This window comes from Pseudomonas trivialis, assembly GCF_036864995.1.
Lineage (GTDB): Bacteria > Pseudomonadota > Gammaproteobacteria > Pseudomonadales > Pseudomonadaceae > Aquipseudomonas > Aquipseudomonas trivialis.
Genome location: NZ_CP142151.1, coordinates 2,979,981 through 2,998,830, shown reverse-complemented (window position 1 = coordinate 2,998,830; position 18,850 = coordinate 2,979,981). Strand labels below are relative to the sequence as shown.

Below are 18,850 nucleotides of genomic sequence, written 5' to 3'. Positions count from 1 at the left end.
TGGAAAATGAAACCTTTCCTACATTTTTGTGCGGGGCCGATTCTTTACTCTCTGTGCTCTCGTGAGCTGAGGAGTAAAGGAATGATTACCAGTGTGTTCAAGGATAGGTGCCTCGGCAGTCTCCGCCCCGCTGTGAGCGGCTGCAAAGCAGCGCAGCGATTGCGTTGGCCTGCCTGGGAACGTTGCACGACCCACAATGAATGACTCAACGGCCAGCGCCCTAATCCGCTACCTTCCCGTGTTCGTGAGCACCCTGTTCATGGCTGTCCTTTCGGGCGCCTCGGTCATCATGCTTAATGAAGCGGTCTATCTGTGCAAGCTTGAGCCGGTACTCAAAACCGAAATGCACGGATGGGGTCTGCTTTCGTTGACGATCGCTCTGCTGTTTCTCAATCTCATGATCGCACGCGGGCGCAACTGGGCTTCAAGTTGGCTGGCGTGCTATTTCGTTGTTTGCCTGATGCTGGTCGTCCCCACTCTGAACGACCGCCCGCACAGCCTGGCGTTCTTTCTGGGTATTGTATTTCCACTGCTGGGATTGCTCATGCTCAATACTGACCTGTATCGAGAGATGCGGCACAAATGCCTGGAAATGCGTATTCAACGAGCGCAGATCAGAGTGATGTACAAGAGATTTTCAGACAACCTCAAGGCTAAAAATCGCAGGACCAGGCAAGAGTAACGTCCACTCGGACCGCAGGGAGCCAAATGGACGGCTACTGCGGCCTCTTTATTTCCGGGCAGCCGCCCTGATCGGTTTAGCGGGCCGACACGCTGAAGAACGCCACCTTGGTGCTCAGTCGATCCGCCAGCTCCGCCAGTTCCTGGTTGGCGTTTTCCACCACTTCGGAGCCGGCCGCCGATTGCACGGTGGAACTGTGGATACGCGTGACGTTCTGCGCGACCTCTTCGGCGGCAGCGCTCTGCTGCACCGAGGCGCTGGCGATCTGCGCGTTCATGGTATTGATCGCGCCGACTTCCTGGCTGATCTTGCCCAGTGACACTTGCGAGTCACGGGTCTGGCCGACGGTGGTCTGGGCCAGGGCGCGGCTGCGTTGCATGATGTCGGCGGCGTCCTGGGTGCCGCTTTGCAGTTTGCCGATCATGTCGCGGATCTCCTGGGTGGACTCCTGGGTGCGAGTTGCAAGCGAGCGCACTTCGTCGGCCACCACGGCAAAGCCGCGGCCATGTTCACCGGCGCGTGCCGCTTCAATCGCGGCGTTCAGGGCGAGCAGGTTGGTCTGCGCGGCAATCGAGTTGATCACCTCAATCACCGTTTCGATGCTTTCGCTGTCGCTGGACACCTGATTGACGCGGGTGGTGGCCTGTTCAAGGATTTGCGCCAGCTCTTCAATCGCCACGCTCACTTCGCCCACCAGGCGGTGGCCGCTGTTGACTTCGGCATCGGCCAGCAGGGTGGCCTTGGCGGCTGCCGAGGCGTAGCCCGACACCTCGTTGACCGACGCGGCCATTTGCGTAATGGCGGCGGCCACATGCTGGGCTTCGCTGGTTTGCAGCGTTATCTGCTGGCGGTTGTCGCCGGCCGCAGACAACAGGGTCACTGATGAGTCACGCAAGGCCTGGGCCGATGCGCGCACTTCGGTGATGGTGTCGCCCAGGCGATTCAGGGCGTTTTTGAGAATACCCATTACGCTGTCGGGGTGGCGGGTCTCGATACGCTGGTTCAAGTCACCCTGAGCCAGGCGACGGATCGCCTCGGCCACTTCTTCCGGCTCGGCGCCAAGGGTGGCCTTGACCTTGCGGATGATCAGCAACGACACCAGCACGCTCAATACAATCGCCACGGCGCTGGCCAGGAGCATCAATACCGCGAAGTTGCTCGCTGCGGTTTGCACCGAGTCAAGCTGGTGCCGGATCTGCGCCTCTTCAAAATCGATCAATGCGTTGACGCGTTTGAGCCACTCGGAATAGAGGTCTGAACTCTGGGCCAGCAACAGCGCCTGTGCGCCGGCGATGTCGTTATTGCGGCGCAGGCTGATGACGCGCTCCGAAGACGCCAGGGTCTGTGTCTCGATAGCCTTGATATCGTTCAGCAGGCGGGTTTCCTCGACGTTGGCGCCGCCATTGCCGAACAGGCGGTCGAGCGGGACGGCGGCGTCCTGGTAATCTCGCTTGAGCTGGTCGATCTCGGCCAGGTGCCGATTGAGCGCAGTCTCATCCGTGACCAGTACCGCATCGCGAATAGCGATGGCGCGGTTGTGCACGCTGCCCCGAAAATTGATGGCGTAGCGTTGGGCCACGGCGGCTTTTTCGGCGACGTCCTTGAGTGTGCTGTCGATAAAGCCCACGCGCTGGATACCCACGGCAGTGATCAGCACCAACAGTGACAGGGTGGAAGCAAAGCCCAGGCCGATACGCATCGCCAGCGAGACAGGTTTTTTCATGTGAGGCTCGATTCCAGAGGGATGAGAGATGATGGCTAATAGCTATTCCCGGCGTGAAATCTACTCACCCGCAACCGGCGCGTCCAATCAGTAATTCGCGCACTTGTCATTGAGCAAATTGATCAAGCGCGGGAACATTGGATCCACATACGGTATAACTTGTGGATGCGTTAGTTCTTCGAGGCACCGTTTTTCATGCAAAACCTTGTGCAACGCCCGCTGTGGCAGACCTACCTGTTCTTTCTCGCACCGATGGTGCTGTCCAATTTCCTGCAAAGCTTTTCCGGCACGTTAAACGGTATTTATGTCGGGCAGATGCTCGGCACCCAGGCGCTGGCGGCCGTGTCGGGGATGTTTCCCATTGTGTTCTTCTTCATTGCCCTGGTGATCGGCCTGGGGGCGGGCGCTTCGGTGTTGATCGGCCAGGCGTGGGGTGCTGGCGAGACGGGCATGGTCAAGGTCATCACCGGTGCCACGCTGACCCTCGGCGCGCTGGTGGGGTTGATCGCGGCCGTGCTGGGTAGCCTGTTTGCGCGGCCGGCGTTGCAGGCGCTGGGTACACCGCTGGACGTGCTCGACGCCGCCGTGGGTTACGCGCAGGTAATGATGTTGATCATGCCGCTGCTGCTGGTGTTCATCCTTTATACGCAGTTGCTGCGCGGGGTCAGCGACACGGTGTCGCCATTGCTGGCGCTGATGGTCTCGACCCTGACGGGCCTGCTGCTAACCCCGGCATTGATTCGCGGCTGGATCGGCCTGCCGCCCATGGGCATTCAGAGCGCGGTGTATGCAGGGCTGGTGAGCAACACCCTGGCCATGCTGTTTTTGATCCTGCGCCTGCGCCATAAAAAGCACGTGATGGCGCCGGATCGCCAACTGCTCGCGGCGTTACGCCTGGACCGGGTAATCCTCGGCAAGGTGCTGCGCATCGGCCTGCCGACGGGGCTGCAGATGGTGGTGCTGTCGTTGTCGGAGCTGGTGATTCTGGCACTGGTCAACGGCCACGGTTCCCAGGCCACCGCGGCCTATGGCGCGGTGACGCAGATCGTCAACTACGTGCAGTTTCCGGCGCTGTCGATTGCCATCACCGCCTCGATCCTGGGCGCCCAGGCGATTGGCGCGGGGCGCATGGAGCGCATCGGGCCGATCCTGCGTGCCGGGCTGTTGATCAATACCTGTCTGACCGGGGGCCTGATCGTGCTGGGTTACGGCCTGTCACACTGGTTGCTGGGGCTGTTCATCACCGACGACACGGCGCGGGTCAATGCCGAACACCTGTTGCACATCATGCTGTGGAGCATCCTGGTGTTCGGCTTCCAGGCCGTGATCGGCGGCATCATGCGCGCCAGCGGCGTGGTGCTGATACCGGTGGTGATCTCGATTGTCTGTGTGCTGTTCGTCGAGCTGCCGGTGGCGTACCTGCTCAATGCGCACTTCGGCCTCGAAGGCGTGTGGATGGCGTTTCCGGTGACCTACCTGATGATGCTCGTCCTGCAGATCGCGTACTACCGGTTGGTGTGGCGCCACAAGCAGATCAAGCGGTTGATCTGACAAGGGGGCCGCCAGCAACTGCTGGCGGCCCTGCCAGTCAACCAATGGCCGGGCAGGGCGTCTTGCCGTGCTGTTGCAGAAATTCGTTCAATGCCTGCCGGGTCAGGTCGTTGAGCGTGACTTTCTTGCGGGTGGCCTCAAGCGCAGCCGCCAGGTGCAGGTCGTGCCCGACTCGCACATTGAACGAGCCCTTGCAGGGTTTTTCCGGTGTTTGCCCAAGCGCCTGGCAGGTGGCGAGGTAATCGTCTACCGCCTCCTGGAACGCCGCGTCCAGCTCCGCGACTGTCTTGCCTTCGTAGCTTACCAACGCCTTGATGAACAGCACTTTGCCGAACAGGCAGTTGTCTTCGAGGCTGGCTTCGATAGAGCCGATGTAGCCTTTGTGTTTCAGTTGGTTGTTCACTGAATCAGGTCTCCTGATTTCAATTGTTCGATGATCTGGCGCCGAATGTAATGCTTCAGTTCGTTGCCGGGGTGAGGCTTGTGCAAGGTGATCATTGCCGTCGGGTCGCCGATGTCGAACTTGACGCGGCTTCCAGCCCCTTCCAGTTGTGTGTAACCGAGACGACGCAATAGCGTGACGAGCTCGGGCCAGGTAAAGGCCATGTGCTCGTTGAGCAATTTGGCCAGCAGCTTTTCATTTTTGGACACGGCGATCCTTGCCTGTAACTAAATGTAGTTGCAAAAAGTGGTGTACGTCAATGCTAGCTCGGGTTCATTGCGCCTTCCCGAATTTGATGTAACCCCTGATGACAGCTCGCTTCGCGCCTTTCCCCCTCGCTAATTTTTCCCTTCGCGGTTCGTTTTATAGGGACGACGTGCCTTTGTGCTTCCTGCCTATTGCTCCGGACCCTTTGAAATGAATGCTGAAGACTCCTTGAAACTTGCTCGCCGGTTTATTGGGTTGCCCCTGGAAAAACGCCAGCTGTTCCTGCAGGCGTTGCAGAAGGAAGGGGTGGATTTTTCCCGGTTTCCGATCCCGGCAGGCGTGGAGGCGCAGGACCGCCAGGCGCTGTCCTACGCGCAGCAGCGCATGTGGTTTCTCTGGCAGCTGGACCCCGCCAGCGGCGCCTACAACCTGCCCGGTGCGGTGCGGCTCAAGGGCGCGCTGAGTGTGCCCGCGATGGAGCAGGCATTCGCCAGCCTGATCGCGCGCCACGAAACCCTGCGCACGGTGTTCCAGCGTCAGGCCGATGAGCGCCTGCAGCAGGTCGCCGTCGAGCCATTATTGATTATTGAACAGTCGGATATCAGCAACCTGCCCGCCGCCGCACGCGAGCAGGCAGTCGCTGCGGCGGCCACTGCGCAATCGCTGCAGCCATTCAACCTGGAAACCGGCCCGCTGCTGCGCGTGCAATTGCTCAAGCTCGACGCCCGCGAGCACGTCCTGCTGTTGACACTGCACCATATCGTCTCCGATGGCTGGTCGATGAACGTGCTGATCGACGAGTTCATCCGTTTCTACGACGCCCATGAGCGCAACGAGACGCCGCAACTGCCGGCGCTGCCGATCCAGTACAGCGACTACGCCCTGTGGCAGCGCCGCTGGCTGGAAGCCGGGGAGCAGGCCCGTCAGCTCGATTACTGGCAGGCGCGCCTGGGCGATGAACACCCGGTACTGGAGTTGCCCACCGATCGCCCGCGCCCGGCGATGCCGAGTTACCGGGGCACCCGCCATAACTTCGCGATCGACCCCGCGCTGGCCGCTCAACTGCGTCGCTGCGCACAAACACACAACGTAACTCTGTTCATGCTGTTGCTCGGTGCGTTCAATGTGCTGCTGCATCGTTACACGGGCCAGGGCGATATTCGCATCGGCGTGCCGATTGCCAACCGCAATCGCAGTGAGGTCGAAGGGCTGATCGGCTTTTTCGTCAACACCCAGGTGCTGCGCACCGAGCTGACCGGGCAGACACGCATCGGCGAGTTGCTGCAGGGCATCAAGGAGCATGCGCTCGGCGCCCAGGCGCATCAGGAACTGCCGTTCGAGCGCCTGGTGGAAGCGCTCAAGGTGGAACGCAGCCTCAGCCACACGCCGTTGTTCCAGGTGATGTACAACCACCAGCCGGTGGTGGCCGATATTGCCTCGGTGAGCACCGCCTCGGGTCTTGCGCTGTCCCAGGTGGAATGGCAGGGCCGTACCACCCAGTTCGACCTGAGCCTGGACACCTGGGAAAAGTCCGGCACCCTGCATGCCGCGCTGACCTACGCCAACGACCTGTTCGACGCGCCGACCATCGAGCGCATGGCGCAGCACTGGATCAGCCTGTTGCAGGCCATGGTCAGCGACGGCGAACAGCGTGTCGGCGAGTTGCCGATGCTCGACGAAGACGAGCAAAAGGTGCTGGTGCAGGCCTGGAACCAGACCGTCGAACATTACCCCAGCGAACTCGCCTTGCATCAGTTGATCGCCGAACAGGTGCAACGCACCCCGCACGCGCCCGCGCTGGTGTTCGGCGCCAGCACCTTGACCTACAGCGAACTCGACACCCGCGCCAACCAACTGGCCAACGCCCTGTGCGAGCGCGGTGTCGTCCCTGACGTGCTGGTGGGCATCTGCGTCGAGCGCTCCGTCGAAATGGTGGTGGGCCTGCTGGCGATCCTCAAGGCCGGTGGCGCCTACGTGCCGCTGGACCCTGAGTACCCGCGCGAGCGCCTGGCCTACATGATCGAAGACAGCGGCGTCGCGCTGTTGCTCACTCAGGACGCCTTGCTGACGTTGCTGCCAACGGACGGCCTGCAGGTCATTGTGCTCGACCCTGCGCTGAGCGGGTTCGACGCCTTCAGTCCGCACGCGCCCCAGGTCGACGTCGATGTGCTGAACCTCGCCTACGTGATCTACACCTCCGGTTCCACCGGCAAGCCCAAGGGCGCCGGCAACAGCCATCGTGCACTGGTCAACCGCTTGTGCTGGATGCAACAGGCCTATCGGCTGGACGCCAGTGACGCAGTCCTGCAGAAAACCCCATTCAGCTTCGACGTCTCGGTGTGGGAATTCTTCTGGCCGTTGATGACCGGCGCACGCCTGGTGGTCGCCGCCCCCGGCGAACACCGCGAGCCGGCGCGGCTGATCGAGACCATCGGCCGGCACGCCATTACTACCCTGCATTTCGTACCGTCGATGCTGCAGGCATTTATCCATGAGCCCGGCGTGCAGGCCTGCGCCAGCCTCAAGCGCATCGTGTGCAGCGGCGAAGCCCTGGCGCTGGATGCGCAGCAGCAGGTGTTCGCCAGGCTGCCGGCGACGGCTTTGTACAACCTGTACGGCCCCACCGAAGCCGCCATCGACGTGACCCACTGGACCTGCGTCGACGAGGGCGCCGACAGCGTGCCCATCGGCCGTCCGATTGCCAACCTCGCCACCTACGTGCTCGACGCGCAGCTCAACCCGGTGCCTCCCGGCGTGTCCGGTGAGCTGTACCTGGGCGGCATCGGCCTGGCGCGCAGCTACCATCGGCGCCCGGCGTTGACGGCCGAGCGTTTTGTGCCCAGCCCGTTCACCGCAGGCGAGCGCCTGTACCGCACCGGCGACCGCGTGCGCCAGCGTGCCGATGGGGTGATCGACTACCTCGGGCGCCTCGACCATCAGGTCAAGCTGCGCGGCCTGCGCATCGAGCTGGGCGAAATCGAAACCCGCCTCATGCAGCACCCGCAGGTGCGTGAAGCCGTGGTCCTGGTGCATGGCGGTAAACAGCTGGTGGCGTGGCTGGTGGCGGAAGGCGAAGCGCCGACCGATCTCAACACCTGGCTGCTCGGCAGCCTGCCCGAGTACATGGTGCCCACCCACTTCGTGCACCTGAGCAAACTGCCAGTGACCGCCAATGGCAAGCTCGACCGCAAGGCATTGCCTGTACCGGACGCGGCGCCACAGCAAGCCTTTGTCCCGGCGGAAAATGCCCTGCAAAAGACCCTGGCCGCGATCTGGGCCGATGTGCTCGGCGTAGAGCAGGTCGGCCTGGAAGACAACTTCTTCGAACTGGGCGGCGACTCGATCATCTCCATCCAGGTAGTCAGTCGCGCACGTCAGGCGGGGATTCGTCTCAGCCCGCGCGACCTGTTCCAGTACCAGAACGTGCGCAGCCTGGCGCTGGTGGCAAGTGTCGAGCAGGTCAGCCTGATCGACCAGGAACCGGTGCAAGGCGAGGTGCGCCTGACCCCGGTGCAGCAGCACTTTTTCGCCCAGGCGATCCCGGCGCGTCACCACTGGAACCAGTCCCTGCTGCTGACCCCGCGCGAAACCCTCGCGCCTGCTCGCCTTGAAGCAGCGCTGACGCAGTTGATCAACCATCACGACGCCTTGCGCCTGCGCTTTGTATCGCAGGCCGAAGGATGGACGCAAAGCCACGCCGCACCGGTGGCCGAAGCGGCGCTGTGGCAGTCCCGTGCCGACAGCGATGCTGAACTGGCCGCGTTGTGCGATGAGGCCCAGCGCAGTCTCGACCTGGCGCAAGGCCCGCTGCTGCGTGCAGCGCTGGTGAACATGGCCGATGGCACTCAGCGTTTGCTGCTGGTGATCCACCACCTGGTGGTGGACGGCGTGTCCTGGCGCGTCCTGCTGGAAGACCTGCAACAGGCCTACCGTGATGCCGCGCTGCCGGCGAAGACCAGCGCCTATCAGCAATGGGCGCAGCATCTGCACGACCACGCGCAAACCCTCAACGAGCAACTGCCGTACTGGCAGGCGCAAACCGTCGACACCGAACTGCCTTGCGACCACCCCGAGGGCGGTCTGCAGAACCGTCTGGGCAGCAGGATCGAAGTGCGCCTTGACGCCGAACACACGCGCCAACTGCTGCAGCACGCCCCGGCGGCCTACCGCACCCAGGTCAACGACCTGTTGCTGACCGCACTGGCGCGCGTCATCAGTCGCTGGAGCGCGCAACCGGCCGCGTTGATTCAACTGGAAGGCCATGGCCGCGAAGACCTGTTCGACAGCCTCGACCTGAGCCGTACGGTCGGCTGGTTCACCAGCCTGTTTCCGCTGCGTCTGAAGGCAGGCGGTGAGTTGTCCGGCGCGATCAAGGCGGTCAAGGAGCAACTGCGCGCCGTGCCCGATAAAGGCATCGGCTACGGCTTGTTGCGCTACCTCGGCACGCCCGACGCTGGCGCTGCCTTGTCAAACCTGGCCGCGCCGCGCATCACCTTCAACTACCTGGGCCAGTTCGATCGCCAGTTCGATGAGTCGGCGCTGTTCGTTCCGGCCACCCAGAGCAGCGGCCTGGCCCAGGACCCCGAGGCGCCGCTGGCCAACTGGTTGACGGTGGAAGGGCAGGTGTACGGCGGTGAACTGGCGTTGCAATGGGGCTTCAGTCGCGAGATGTTCGACGCGGCAACCATCCAGCGCCTGGCGGATGAATACGCCGTCGAACTCAAGGCTTTGATCGCCCATTGCTGTGCCACGCCTGCCGGGCAAGTCACGCCGTCGGACTTCCCGCTGGCGCGCCTCACCCAGCAGCAGTTGGATGCGCTGCCGGTGCCGGGGCCGGCCATCGCCGACCTGTACCCGTTGTCGCCGATGCAACAGGGCATGCTGTTCCACACCCTCTACGAACCCGAGGCGCAGGCCTACATCAACCAGTTGCGCCTGGATATCGAAGGCCTGGACCTGCTGAAGTTCGGGCGTGCCTGGCAGGCCGCGCTGGACCGTCACGACATCCTGCGCAGCAGCTTCCACTGGCTGGGCCTGGACAGTGCCCATCAACTGATCCAGCGCCAGGTCGACCTGCAATTGCAGGTAATTGAAGACCCAGGCGCTGACGTCGATGCGCTGGCCGATGCCGAGCGCGAGCAGGGCTTCGCGCTCGACCGCGCGCCGCTGTTCCGTCTGCTGCTGGTGCGCGGCGCCGGGGCTGCCTGGCACCTTGTTTTTACCAGTCACCACATCCTGATGGACGGCTGGAGCAACGCGCAGTTGCTCGGCGAAGTCATCGCCCATTACGCGGGCCACGCCGTGCCTGCGCCGTTGGGGCAGTTCCGCGATTACCTCGGCTGGCTGCAACAGCAGGCATCCGGCGAAGCGTTCTGGAAAACCGCCCTGGCCCCCGTGCAGGCGCCGACCCTGCTGGCTGATGCGCTGCGTGCGCCGGTTGACGGCGTGGGCATGGCCGACCATCAGGTGGCGTTTGGCAGTGAGTTCACCGCCGCCCTCGGCACGTTCGCCCGCCAGCACAAAGTGACCCTCAACACCGTGCTGCAAGGCGCATGGAGCCTGTTGCTGCAACGCTACACCGGCCAGGACTGCGTGGTGTTTGGCGCCACGGTCGCCGGGCGGTCCGCGCCGCTGCCGGGCATCGAGCAGCAACTGGGCCTGTTCATCAACACCCTGCCGATCATCAGCGCCGCCTCGCCGGCCCAGTCGACAGGCGCGTGGCTGGGCGAGTTGCAAGCGCTCAACCTCAGCCTGCGTGACCACGAACAGGTGCCGCTCTACAACATCCAGGGCTGGGCCGGCCAGCAGGGCGCGGCGCTGTTCGACACGCTGCTGGTGTTCGAAAACTTCCCGGTCGCCGAAGCACTCAAGCAGAGCGCGCCTGCCGGCCTGACCTTTGGGGCGCTGCGCAACCACGAGCGCACCAGCTACCCGCTGACCCTTGGCATCGAACTGGGCGAGCGCCTGCGTCTGGAATTCAGCTATGACCGCGCGCGCTTCAGTGCCGCGCAGGTGACGCGATTGGGCGCCAATCTGCAGCATCTGCTGGCGCAAATGATGGCGGATGCCGACAGCTGCCTGGGCAACCTGCAACTGCTGGACGCCAGCGCGCAGCGCGAGGTGCTCGCCCTCAGCCAGCAGCCCGATGCAGCCCCGCGTGCTCTGCGGGTGCACGAACGCATCGCCGCCCAGGCCCTGGCGACGCCATCCGCCCTTGCGGTGCAGGCGGGCAGCGAGCGCCTGGACTATGCCGCGCTCAATGCGCGGGCCAACCGCCTGGCGCACCGCTTGCTGGAACTGGGCGTGGGTCCGGGGCAACGAGTGGGATTGGCGTCGCGGCGCGGCCCGCAACTGATTGTCAGCCTGCTGGCGGTGCTCAAAAGTGGCGCCGCTTATGTACCGCTGGACCCGAGCTATCCGGCCGACCGTCTGGCCTACATGCTGGCGGACAGCCGCCTGGACCTGCTGCTCAGCGAAACCGGGCTGCTGGTCGAGTTGCCGCTGCCCCCAGGGTTGACCCGCCTGGCATTCAGCGCCGGCGGTGAAGAACTCGCCGATTATCCGTCAAACAATCCGCCCAACCACGCGCAGGCCGCAGACCTCGCCTACGTGATCTACACCTCCGGCTCCACCGGCCAGCCCAAGGGCGTGGCCATCGATCACGCCGCCCTCGGTCAGTTCTGCGACAGCGCCCACAGCTACAGCCAACTGACTGCACAAGACCGCGTGCTGCAATTTGCCACGTTCAGCTTCGACGGCTTTGTCGAGCAATGCTACCCGCCGCTGTGCGCGGGCGCGGCGCTGATCATGCGCGGCGATGAACTGTGGGATGCCGGGCAACTGGCCCGGGAAATCGTCGAGCAGGGCGTGACCCTGGCCGACTTGCCGGCCGCCTACTGGTATTTGCTCGCCAGGGAGTGCGCTGAGAGTCGGCGCTCCCTGGGCAACCTGCGTCAGGTGCACGTGGGCGGTGAAGCCATGGCCGTGGAAGGCGTGCGCGCCTGGCATGCGGCCGGGCTGGGCGCGGTGCGCTTGCTCAATACTTACGGGCCGACCGAGGCCACGGTGGTGTCCAGCGTGCATGACTGCCAGTTGGCCGATGCCGGCGACGCGTTTGGCGTGCCCATTGGCCGCGCGATTGCGGGCCGTGCGCTGTATGTGCTCGACAGCGGTTTCGAGTTGCTGGCCACCGACGGCGTCGGCGAGTTGTGCATCGGTGCCCACGCCGGCCTGGCCCAGGGCTATTTCGAGCGTCCGGCGCTGACCGCCGAACGCTTCCTGCCGGACCCGTTTTCCAGCGTCCCCGGCGCGCGGCTCTACCGCAGCGGCGACCTGGCCCGTTACACCGAGGCCGGTGCGCTGGAATACGTGGGGCGCATCGACCATCAAGTGAAGATTCGCGGATTCCGTATCGAGATGGGCGAAATCGAGGCCGGTCTGCAAGCCTTGCCGCAGGTGCGTGAGGCGGCCGTGCTGGCCCTGCCGGGCGCGACCGGTGCGCAACTGGTGGCCTACGTCGTGGCGGCCCCGGCCCACAGCCTGGACACCCAGGCGCTGGCGGCGATCCTGCGCCGGTCATTGCCGGACTACATGGTGCCCGCGCAGTGGGTGCTCCTCGACGCCTTGCCGCTCAACATCAACGGCAAGCTGGATCGCTGCGCACTGCCGGCTCCGGACCTGAACCTGACGCGGCAGGCTTACCGTGCCCCGCAAAGCCTGCTGCAACAACAGTTGGCGGTGATCTGGCAGAGAGTGTTGCAGGTTGAGCAGGTGGGCCTTGATGACCACTTTTTCGAGCGCGGCGGCCATTCATTGCTCGCCACCCAGGTGGTCTCGCGGGTGCGCCATGAATTCGCGCTGGAAGTGCCGCTGCGCGCGCTGTTCGAACAGCCGACCCTGGAAGCCTTCGCCCTGGCCTGCGCCGGCTTGCAGGCCGATACGGCGCCGGCGCTGACGGCCATTGGCCGAGACCAACCACTGGCCCTGTCTTTCGCCCAGGAGCGCCAGTGGTTCCTCTGGCAACTGGACCCCACCAGCGCCGCCTACCATGTGCCCACCGCGCTGCACCTGCGCGGTCAACTGGATACGGCGGCCCTTGAGCACGCGCTGCAGTGCCTGGTTCAGCGCCACGAGCCTTTGCGCACGACTTTTGTGGAGGAGGGCGAGCGTACCTGGCAGATGATTCACGCGTCCCTCGCCCTGCCGATCGAACGCCAAGCCATCGACGCCCTGGCCATCGAGCAGGCCGTAGCGCAGGAAATCCAGCGTCCCTTCGACCTGCGCAACGGTCCGTTGATGCGGGTGAAACTGCTGGAAATCGACGCTGAGCACCAGGTGCTGGTGATCACCCAGCATCACATCATCTCCGACGGCTGGTCGATGCAAGTAATGGTGGATGAGCTGGTGGCGCTGTATCAGGGCCACGCGCCACTGCCGGCGTTGCCGATCCAGTACGCCGACTATGCGCAGTGGCAGCGCGACTGGATGGCCGCCGGCGAGCAGCAGCGCCAGCTCGATTACTGGCGCGCCCGGCTGGGCAGCGAGCATTCGCTGCTGGAACTGCCGCTGGACCACCCGCGCCCGGCAGTGCAAAGCCATCGCGGTGCGCGGCGGCAGATTCATCTGGATACCTCGCTGGTGACCGAACTCAAGGCACTCGCTCAGCGCCAGGACGTGACCCTCTTCATGCTGCTGCTGGCTTCGTTCCAGACCTTGCTGCATCGCTACAGCGGGCAGTCCGAGGTGCGCGTCGGGGTGCCGATTGCCAACCGCAACCGCCTGGAAACCGAGCGCCTGATCGGCTTTTTCGTCAACACCCAGGTGCTCCAGGCCAACCTGCACGGGCAGATGCCCTTCGACCAGTTGCTCGCTCAGGTCAAGCAGCACGCCCTGCAAGCCCAGGCCCATCAGGACTTGCCGTTCGAGCAGTTGGTGGAAGCGCTGCAACCGGCGCGCAGCCTCAGCCATAACCCGCTGTTCCAGGTGATGTTCAATCATCAGGACACCCTGCGCACGGCCCCGCTGCAAGTGGCCGGGCTGGACCTGCAGCCGGTGGACTGGGCGGCGCACACCACCCAGTTTGACCTGAACCTTGAAACCGAAGAGTCCGCCGATGGCCTGTGGGCTTCGCTGACCTACGCCACCGACCTGTTCCTGCCCGCGACCGTGGAGCGCATGGCCGAGCACTGGCACACCCTGCTGCATGCGGTGGTGCGCGATGCGTCGCAGGCCCTGGATGAGCTGACCCTGCTCAGCGCGCCGCAGTGCCGGCAAATGCTCGAAGACTGGAACCGCACGCGGGTCGACTACCCGCGCGAGCGCTGCGTGCACCAGCTGTTCGAAGCGCACGCGCTGGCGCAGCCGGAGGCAACCGCCGTGCAATTCAACGGCGACGCCTTGAGCTACGGCGAACTCAATCGCCGCGCCAACGGCCTGGCCCATCGCCTGGTCGCGGCGGGCGTGGGCCCTGACGTGCTGGTGGCCGTGCATGTCGAGCGCTCGCTTGCGATGGTGGTCGGCCTGCTGGCGGTCCTCAAGGCCGGTGGCGCCTATGTGCCGCTGGATCCGCAATTCCCCGCTGACCGTCTGGCGTTCATGCTCGACGACAGCCGTGCCCGGGTGCTGTTGACCCAGTCGCAGCTGGTCGGGCGCCTGACGCTGCCCGACGGCGTGCAGGTGCTGACGATTGACGCTGCCGAGACTGCCGAGCACAACCCGCAGGTCGAGGTGGCGCCGCAGCACCTGGCCTACGTGATCTACACCTCCGGTTCCACCGGCAGGCCCAAGGGCGTGATGGTGCCGCATCAGGCGCTGTGCAGCTTTGCCAGCGGCATGGCCGCTACCCTGGAGATCGGACGCGAGGCACGGATGCTGTCGCTGACCACCTTCTCGTTCGACATCTTTGCCCTGGAGTTGTACGTGCCGTTGACGGTCGGTGCGACGGTGCTGATCAGTGGCCAGGAAATGGCCCTCGACCCCGAAGCGATCATCGACCTGGCCCGCGATCAGGCCGCCACCGTGCTGCAAGCCACACCGTCCAGCTGGCGCATGTTGCTGGAAAGCCCGCGCGCCCAATTGTTGAGCGGCATCAAGCGCCTGTGCGGCGGTGAAGCGCTGCCGGCCGACCTGGCCCAGCGCATGCTCGATCTGCAAGGCCCGGTGTGGAACCTCTATGGCCCCACCGAAACCACCATCTGGTCGGCGGCCCATCGCCTGACCACCGCGCAGCCTTTTGTCGGCAGGCCGGTGGCCAATACCACGTTGTTCATTCTCAACGCCGGGCTGACGCCAAGCCCGGTCGGTGCGGCAGGCGAACTGCTGATCGGCGGCGTCGGCCTGGCGCGCGGTTACCACGCGCGGCCGGGGCTCACGGCCGAGCGTTTTGTGCCCAACCCCTTCGGTGCGCCGGGCGAGCGCCTGTACCGCACCGGCGACCTGGCGCGCTACCGCGCCGATGGCGTGGTGGTGTATATCGGTCGGGTCGACCATCAGGTGAAAGTGCGCGGTTTCCGTATCGAGCTGGGCGAAGTCGAAGCTTGCCTGCGCGAGCTTGCCGGTGTGCGCGAGGCCGTGGTGCTGGCCGATAATGATCGCCTGATCGCGTATCTGGTGACCACCGAACCGCAACCCCAGGCGTCCTATAAAGCCGCCCTGCGTGAACACTTGCCGGACTACATGGTGCCCGCGCAGGTGATGTTCCTCGACAGCCTGCCACTGACCCCCAACGGCAAACTCGACCGCAAGGCATTGCCCAGGGTTGACGCCGCGCTGCCGAGCAAAGGCCATGTGCTGCCGGTCAGCGTGCGCGAGCAGCAAGTTGCGGCGATCTGGGCCGACGTCCTGGGCGTGCCGCAGGTCGGCCTCGACGATCACTTCTTCGAGCTGGGCGGACATTCGTTACTGGCCACACGCGTGGTGTCCCGCGTGCGCCAGGCGCTGGCGCTGGAAGTGCCGCTCAAGCGCCTGTTCGAACAACCGTTGCTGGGTGATTTCGTGCGGGCACTGGGCGAGGAGGCAGTGGTCGCACCGCCGCTGATGCCGGTTGACCGCAGCCAGCCGTTGCCATTGTCCTACGCCCAGGAACGCCAGTGGTTCCTCTGGCAACTGGATCCCGAAAGCGCCGCGTACCATATCCCCAGCGCCCTGCGTTTGCGCGGCCCGCTGGACCTGGCCGCGCTGCAACGCAGTGTCGACACCTTGCTGGCGCGCCATGAAAGCCTGCGCACGCACGTGCGCCAGGAGGGTGGCGCGACGGTGCAGGTCATCGAGGAATCGGGGCTGATCGAAGTCGAGGTAAGCGACAGCGATGAAGCCCGCTTGAAAGCCGACGTTGCGCAGATCATCGGGCAGCCGTTCGATTTGCTGCATGGGCCCGTGCTGCGGGTCAGGCTGTTGCGTCTGGCGGCCCACGAGCATGTGCTGGTGCTGGTGCAGCACCACATCGTCTCCGATGGCTGGTCGATGCAATTGATGGTCGAGGAACTGGTGCAGATGTACGCCGCGTTCAGCCACGGCCGCACGCCGGCGTTGCCGGCACTGCCAATCCAGTACGCCGACTACGCTGTGTGGCAGCGCAACTGGATGCAGGCCGGTGAGAAAGCGCGCCAATTGGCGTACTGGCGCGAGCAGTTGGGCGGCTCGCAACCGGTGCTGGAATTGCCGTTCGACTACCTGCGCCCGGCCGTGCAAAGCCACCGCGGCGCACGCCTGGGCATCGAGTTGCCGGCGCCGCTGTTGGCCGATTTACGCAGCCTGGCCCAGCGCTGTGAAGTGACCTTGCCGATGTTGCTGCTGGCGTCTTATCAGGCCTTGCTGCACCGCTACAGCGGCCAGGAAGACGTGCGCGTCGGCGTGCCGATTGCCAACCGCAATCGCCTGGAAACCGAAGGGTTGATCGGCTTTTTCGTCAACACCCAGGTACTCAAGGCCGATATCCACGGGCAGATGAGCGTCGAGCAGCTGTTGCAGCAAACCCGCCAGCGCGCGCTGGAGGCCCAGGCTCATCAGGACCTGCCGTTCGAGCAACTGGTGGAGGCCTTGCAGCCCGAGCGCAGCCTGAGTCTGAGCCCGCTGTTCCAGGTGTTGTTCAACCATCGCCAGACCTCCGTCGACAGCCATTTGCAACGCCTGGATGACTTGAATATCGACGTGTTGAGCTGGGACGAAGACATTGCCCAGTTTGATCTGGCGCTGGATGTGGAGGAAAGCCAGCACGCGTTGCACGCGTCCCTGAGTTACGCCACCGACCTGTTCGCCCCTGCGACCATCGAGCGCATGGCCGGCCACTGGCAGAACCTGTTGCGGGCGATGGTCGCTGACCGGCAGCAGAGCATCGGTGCGCTCAACCTACTGGATGCGGATGAGCAACAGCATATTCTTCAGCTATGGGATCGCACCGACTCCGGCTTCTCGGCTGAGCGGCTGGTGCATGAACTGTTCGCCGACCGCGCCCGGGAAACGCCGCAGGCGCTGGCGGTAAAGTTCGACGCGCAAACCCTGACCTACGGCGAACTCGACATCCAGGCCAACCGCCTGGCCCATGCCTTGATCGCCCAGGGCGTCGGCCCGGAAGTGCGGGTGGCGATTGCCATGCCGCGCAGTGCCGAGATCATGGTGGCGTTCCTCGCGGTGATGAAGGCCGGCGGCGTGTATGTGCCGCTGGATATCGAGTACCCGCGTGATCGCTTGCTGTACATGCTGCAGGACAGCCGCGCACAGCTGCTGCTGACGCATACCTGCGCGTTGCAGCAACTGCCGATTCCGCAAGGGCTCGCGACGCTGGCCATCGACCGCACCGAGGACTGGGCCGGTTACAGCGACACGCCACCGGTTGTCGCGCTGCACGGCGACAACCTCGCCTATGTCATCTACACCTCGGGTTCCACCGGCATGCCCAAGGGCGTCGCGGTGTCCCACGGACCGTTGGTGGCGCACATCATCGCCACTGGCGAGCGCTACGAAACCGGCCCGGCCGATTGCGAACTGCACTTCATGTCGTTTGCCTTCGACGGCTCCCATGAGGGTTGGATGCACCCGCTGATCAACGGCGCCAGCGTGCTGATCCGCGACGACAGCCTGTGGCTGCCCGAATACACCTACCAGCAAATGCACCGCCATCACGTGACCATGGCGGTGTTCCCGCCGGTGTACCTGCAGCAACTGGCCGAACACGCCGAGCGCCACGGCAACCCACCGGCGGTGCGGGTTTATTGCTTTGGCGGTGACGCCGTGGCGCAGGCCAGCTATGACCTGGCCTGGCGCGCGCTCAAGCCTACCTATCTGTTCAACGGCTATGGCCCTACCGAAACCGTGGTCACTCCGCTGCTGTGGAAGGCGCGCCAGGGCGACCCGTGCGGCGCCGTCTACGCCCCCATCGGCACCTTGCTCGGCAACCGCAGCGGCTATGTGCTTGATGCGCAGCTGAACCTGCAACCCATCGGCGTGGCCGGTGAGTTGTACCTGGGTGGGGAGGGTGTGGCCCGTGGTTACCTGGAGCGTCCGGCATTGACCGCCGAACGCTTTGTGCCGGACCCGTTCGGCACGCCGGGCAGCCGCGTCTATCGCAGCGGTGACCTGACCCGAGGCCGCCCGGACGGGGTGGTGGACTACCTCGGTCGTGTCGACCACCAGGTGAAAGTCCGCGGTTTCCGTATCGAGCTGGGCGAAATCGAAGCGCGCCTGCGCGAGCAGGACAACGTCGGTGAAACCGTGGTGGTCGCCCAGGACGGCCCGACCGGCAAGCAACTGGTGGCCTACGTGGTGGCGGCAGAGGCTGTGGCCGACGAAGCCGAGTGGCGCGATACCCTGCGCCGCGCCCTGAAGATGCGCCTGCCGGATTACATGGTGCCGGCGCATCTGGTGTTCCTGGCGCAGATGCCGCTGACCCCCAACGGCAAGCTCGACCGCAAGGCCCTGCCGATGCCGGACGCCAGTCAGATGCAGCAGCGCTACGTGGCGCCGGTCAGCGAACTGGAACAGCAGATCGCCGCCATCTGGGCCGACATTCTGCACCTGCCGCAGGTGGGCCTGAACGACAACTTCTTTGAAGTGGGTGGGCATTCCTTGCTGGCGATCCAGATCACCTCGCGGGTCCAGGCCGAACTGGGCCTGGAGGTGCCGTTGATGGAGCTGTTCCAGACCGAATCCTTACAGGCCTACGTGCAGGCCGCAGCCACCTTGCGCGCCGGTACCGTGGAAGATTTTGATGACCTTCGTGACTTTTTGAGCGAACTAGAGGCGATTTGAC

General features: G+C 64.5%; 6 protein-coding genes and 1 pseudogene. 3 read left to right on the top strand and 4 right to left on the bottom strand.

All coding sequences use genetic code 11. The features are described 5' to 3' along the window. Nucleotides 1-196 precede the first annotated feature (196 nt). Complete coding sequence (locus VRB54_RS12835) at nucleotides 197-682, top strand: hypothetical protein (RefSeq protein WP_338477492.1); 486 nt, start codon at nucleotides 197-199, stop codon at nucleotides 680-682. A 76-nt stretch (nucleotides 683-758) separates the two neighbouring features. On the opposite strand, the gene VRB54_RS24615 is transcribed toward VRB54_RS12835, so the two are convergent. Together VRB54_RS24615 and VRB54_RS24610 are read right to left on the bottom strand one after the other, a co-directional pair. After that, nucleotides 759-1,472, bottom strand: coding sequence for a methyl-accepting chemotaxis protein (locus VRB54_RS24615; RefSeq protein WP_422396106.1), 714 nt, complete (start codon nucleotides 1,470-1,472; stop codon nucleotides 759-761). A gap of 423 nt (nucleotides 1,473-1,895) precedes the next feature. Then, nucleotides 1,896-2,381, bottom strand: a pseudogene (locus VRB54_RS24610) (MCP four helix bundle domain-containing protein); the annotation flags it as partial. Nucleotides 2,382-2,600: 219 nt separating this feature from the next. Between VRB54_RS24610 and VRB54_RS12825 the strand changes: the two are divergent. Further along, entirely contained in the window at nucleotides 2,601-3,956 is a 1,356-nt protein-coding gene (locus tag VRB54_RS12825) for an MATE family efflux transporter (RefSeq protein WP_338477489.1), read from the top strand. Between the two features lie 37 nt (nucleotides 3,957-3,993). On the opposite strand, the gene VRB54_RS12820 is transcribed toward VRB54_RS12825, so the two are convergent. Next, nucleotides 3,994-4,359, bottom strand: a complete 366-nt coding sequence (locus VRB54_RS12820) for a type II toxin-antitoxin system HicB family antitoxin (RefSeq protein ID WP_338477488.1) — start codon at nucleotides 4,357-4,359, stop codon at nucleotides 3,994-3,996. Next, nucleotides 4,356-4,607: a type II toxin-antitoxin system HicA family toxin gene (locus tag VRB54_RS12815; RefSeq protein WP_015372254.1), complete on the bottom strand. Its 252-nt coding sequence runs from the start codon at nucleotides 4,605-4,607 to the stop codon at nucleotides 4,356-4,358. The genes VRB54_RS12820 and VRB54_RS12815 overlap by 4 nt, the downstream gene beginning before the upstream one ends. 208 nt (nucleotides 4,608-4,815) lie before the next feature. Between VRB54_RS12815 and VRB54_RS12810 the strand changes: the two genes are divergently transcribed. Then, nucleotides 4,816-18,849, top strand: a complete 14,034-nt coding sequence (locus VRB54_RS12810; protein ID WP_338477487.1) for a non-ribosomal peptide synthase/polyketide synthase — start codon at nucleotides 4,816-4,818, stop codon at nucleotides 18,847-18,849. Nucleotide 18,850 lies beyond the last annotated feature (1 nt).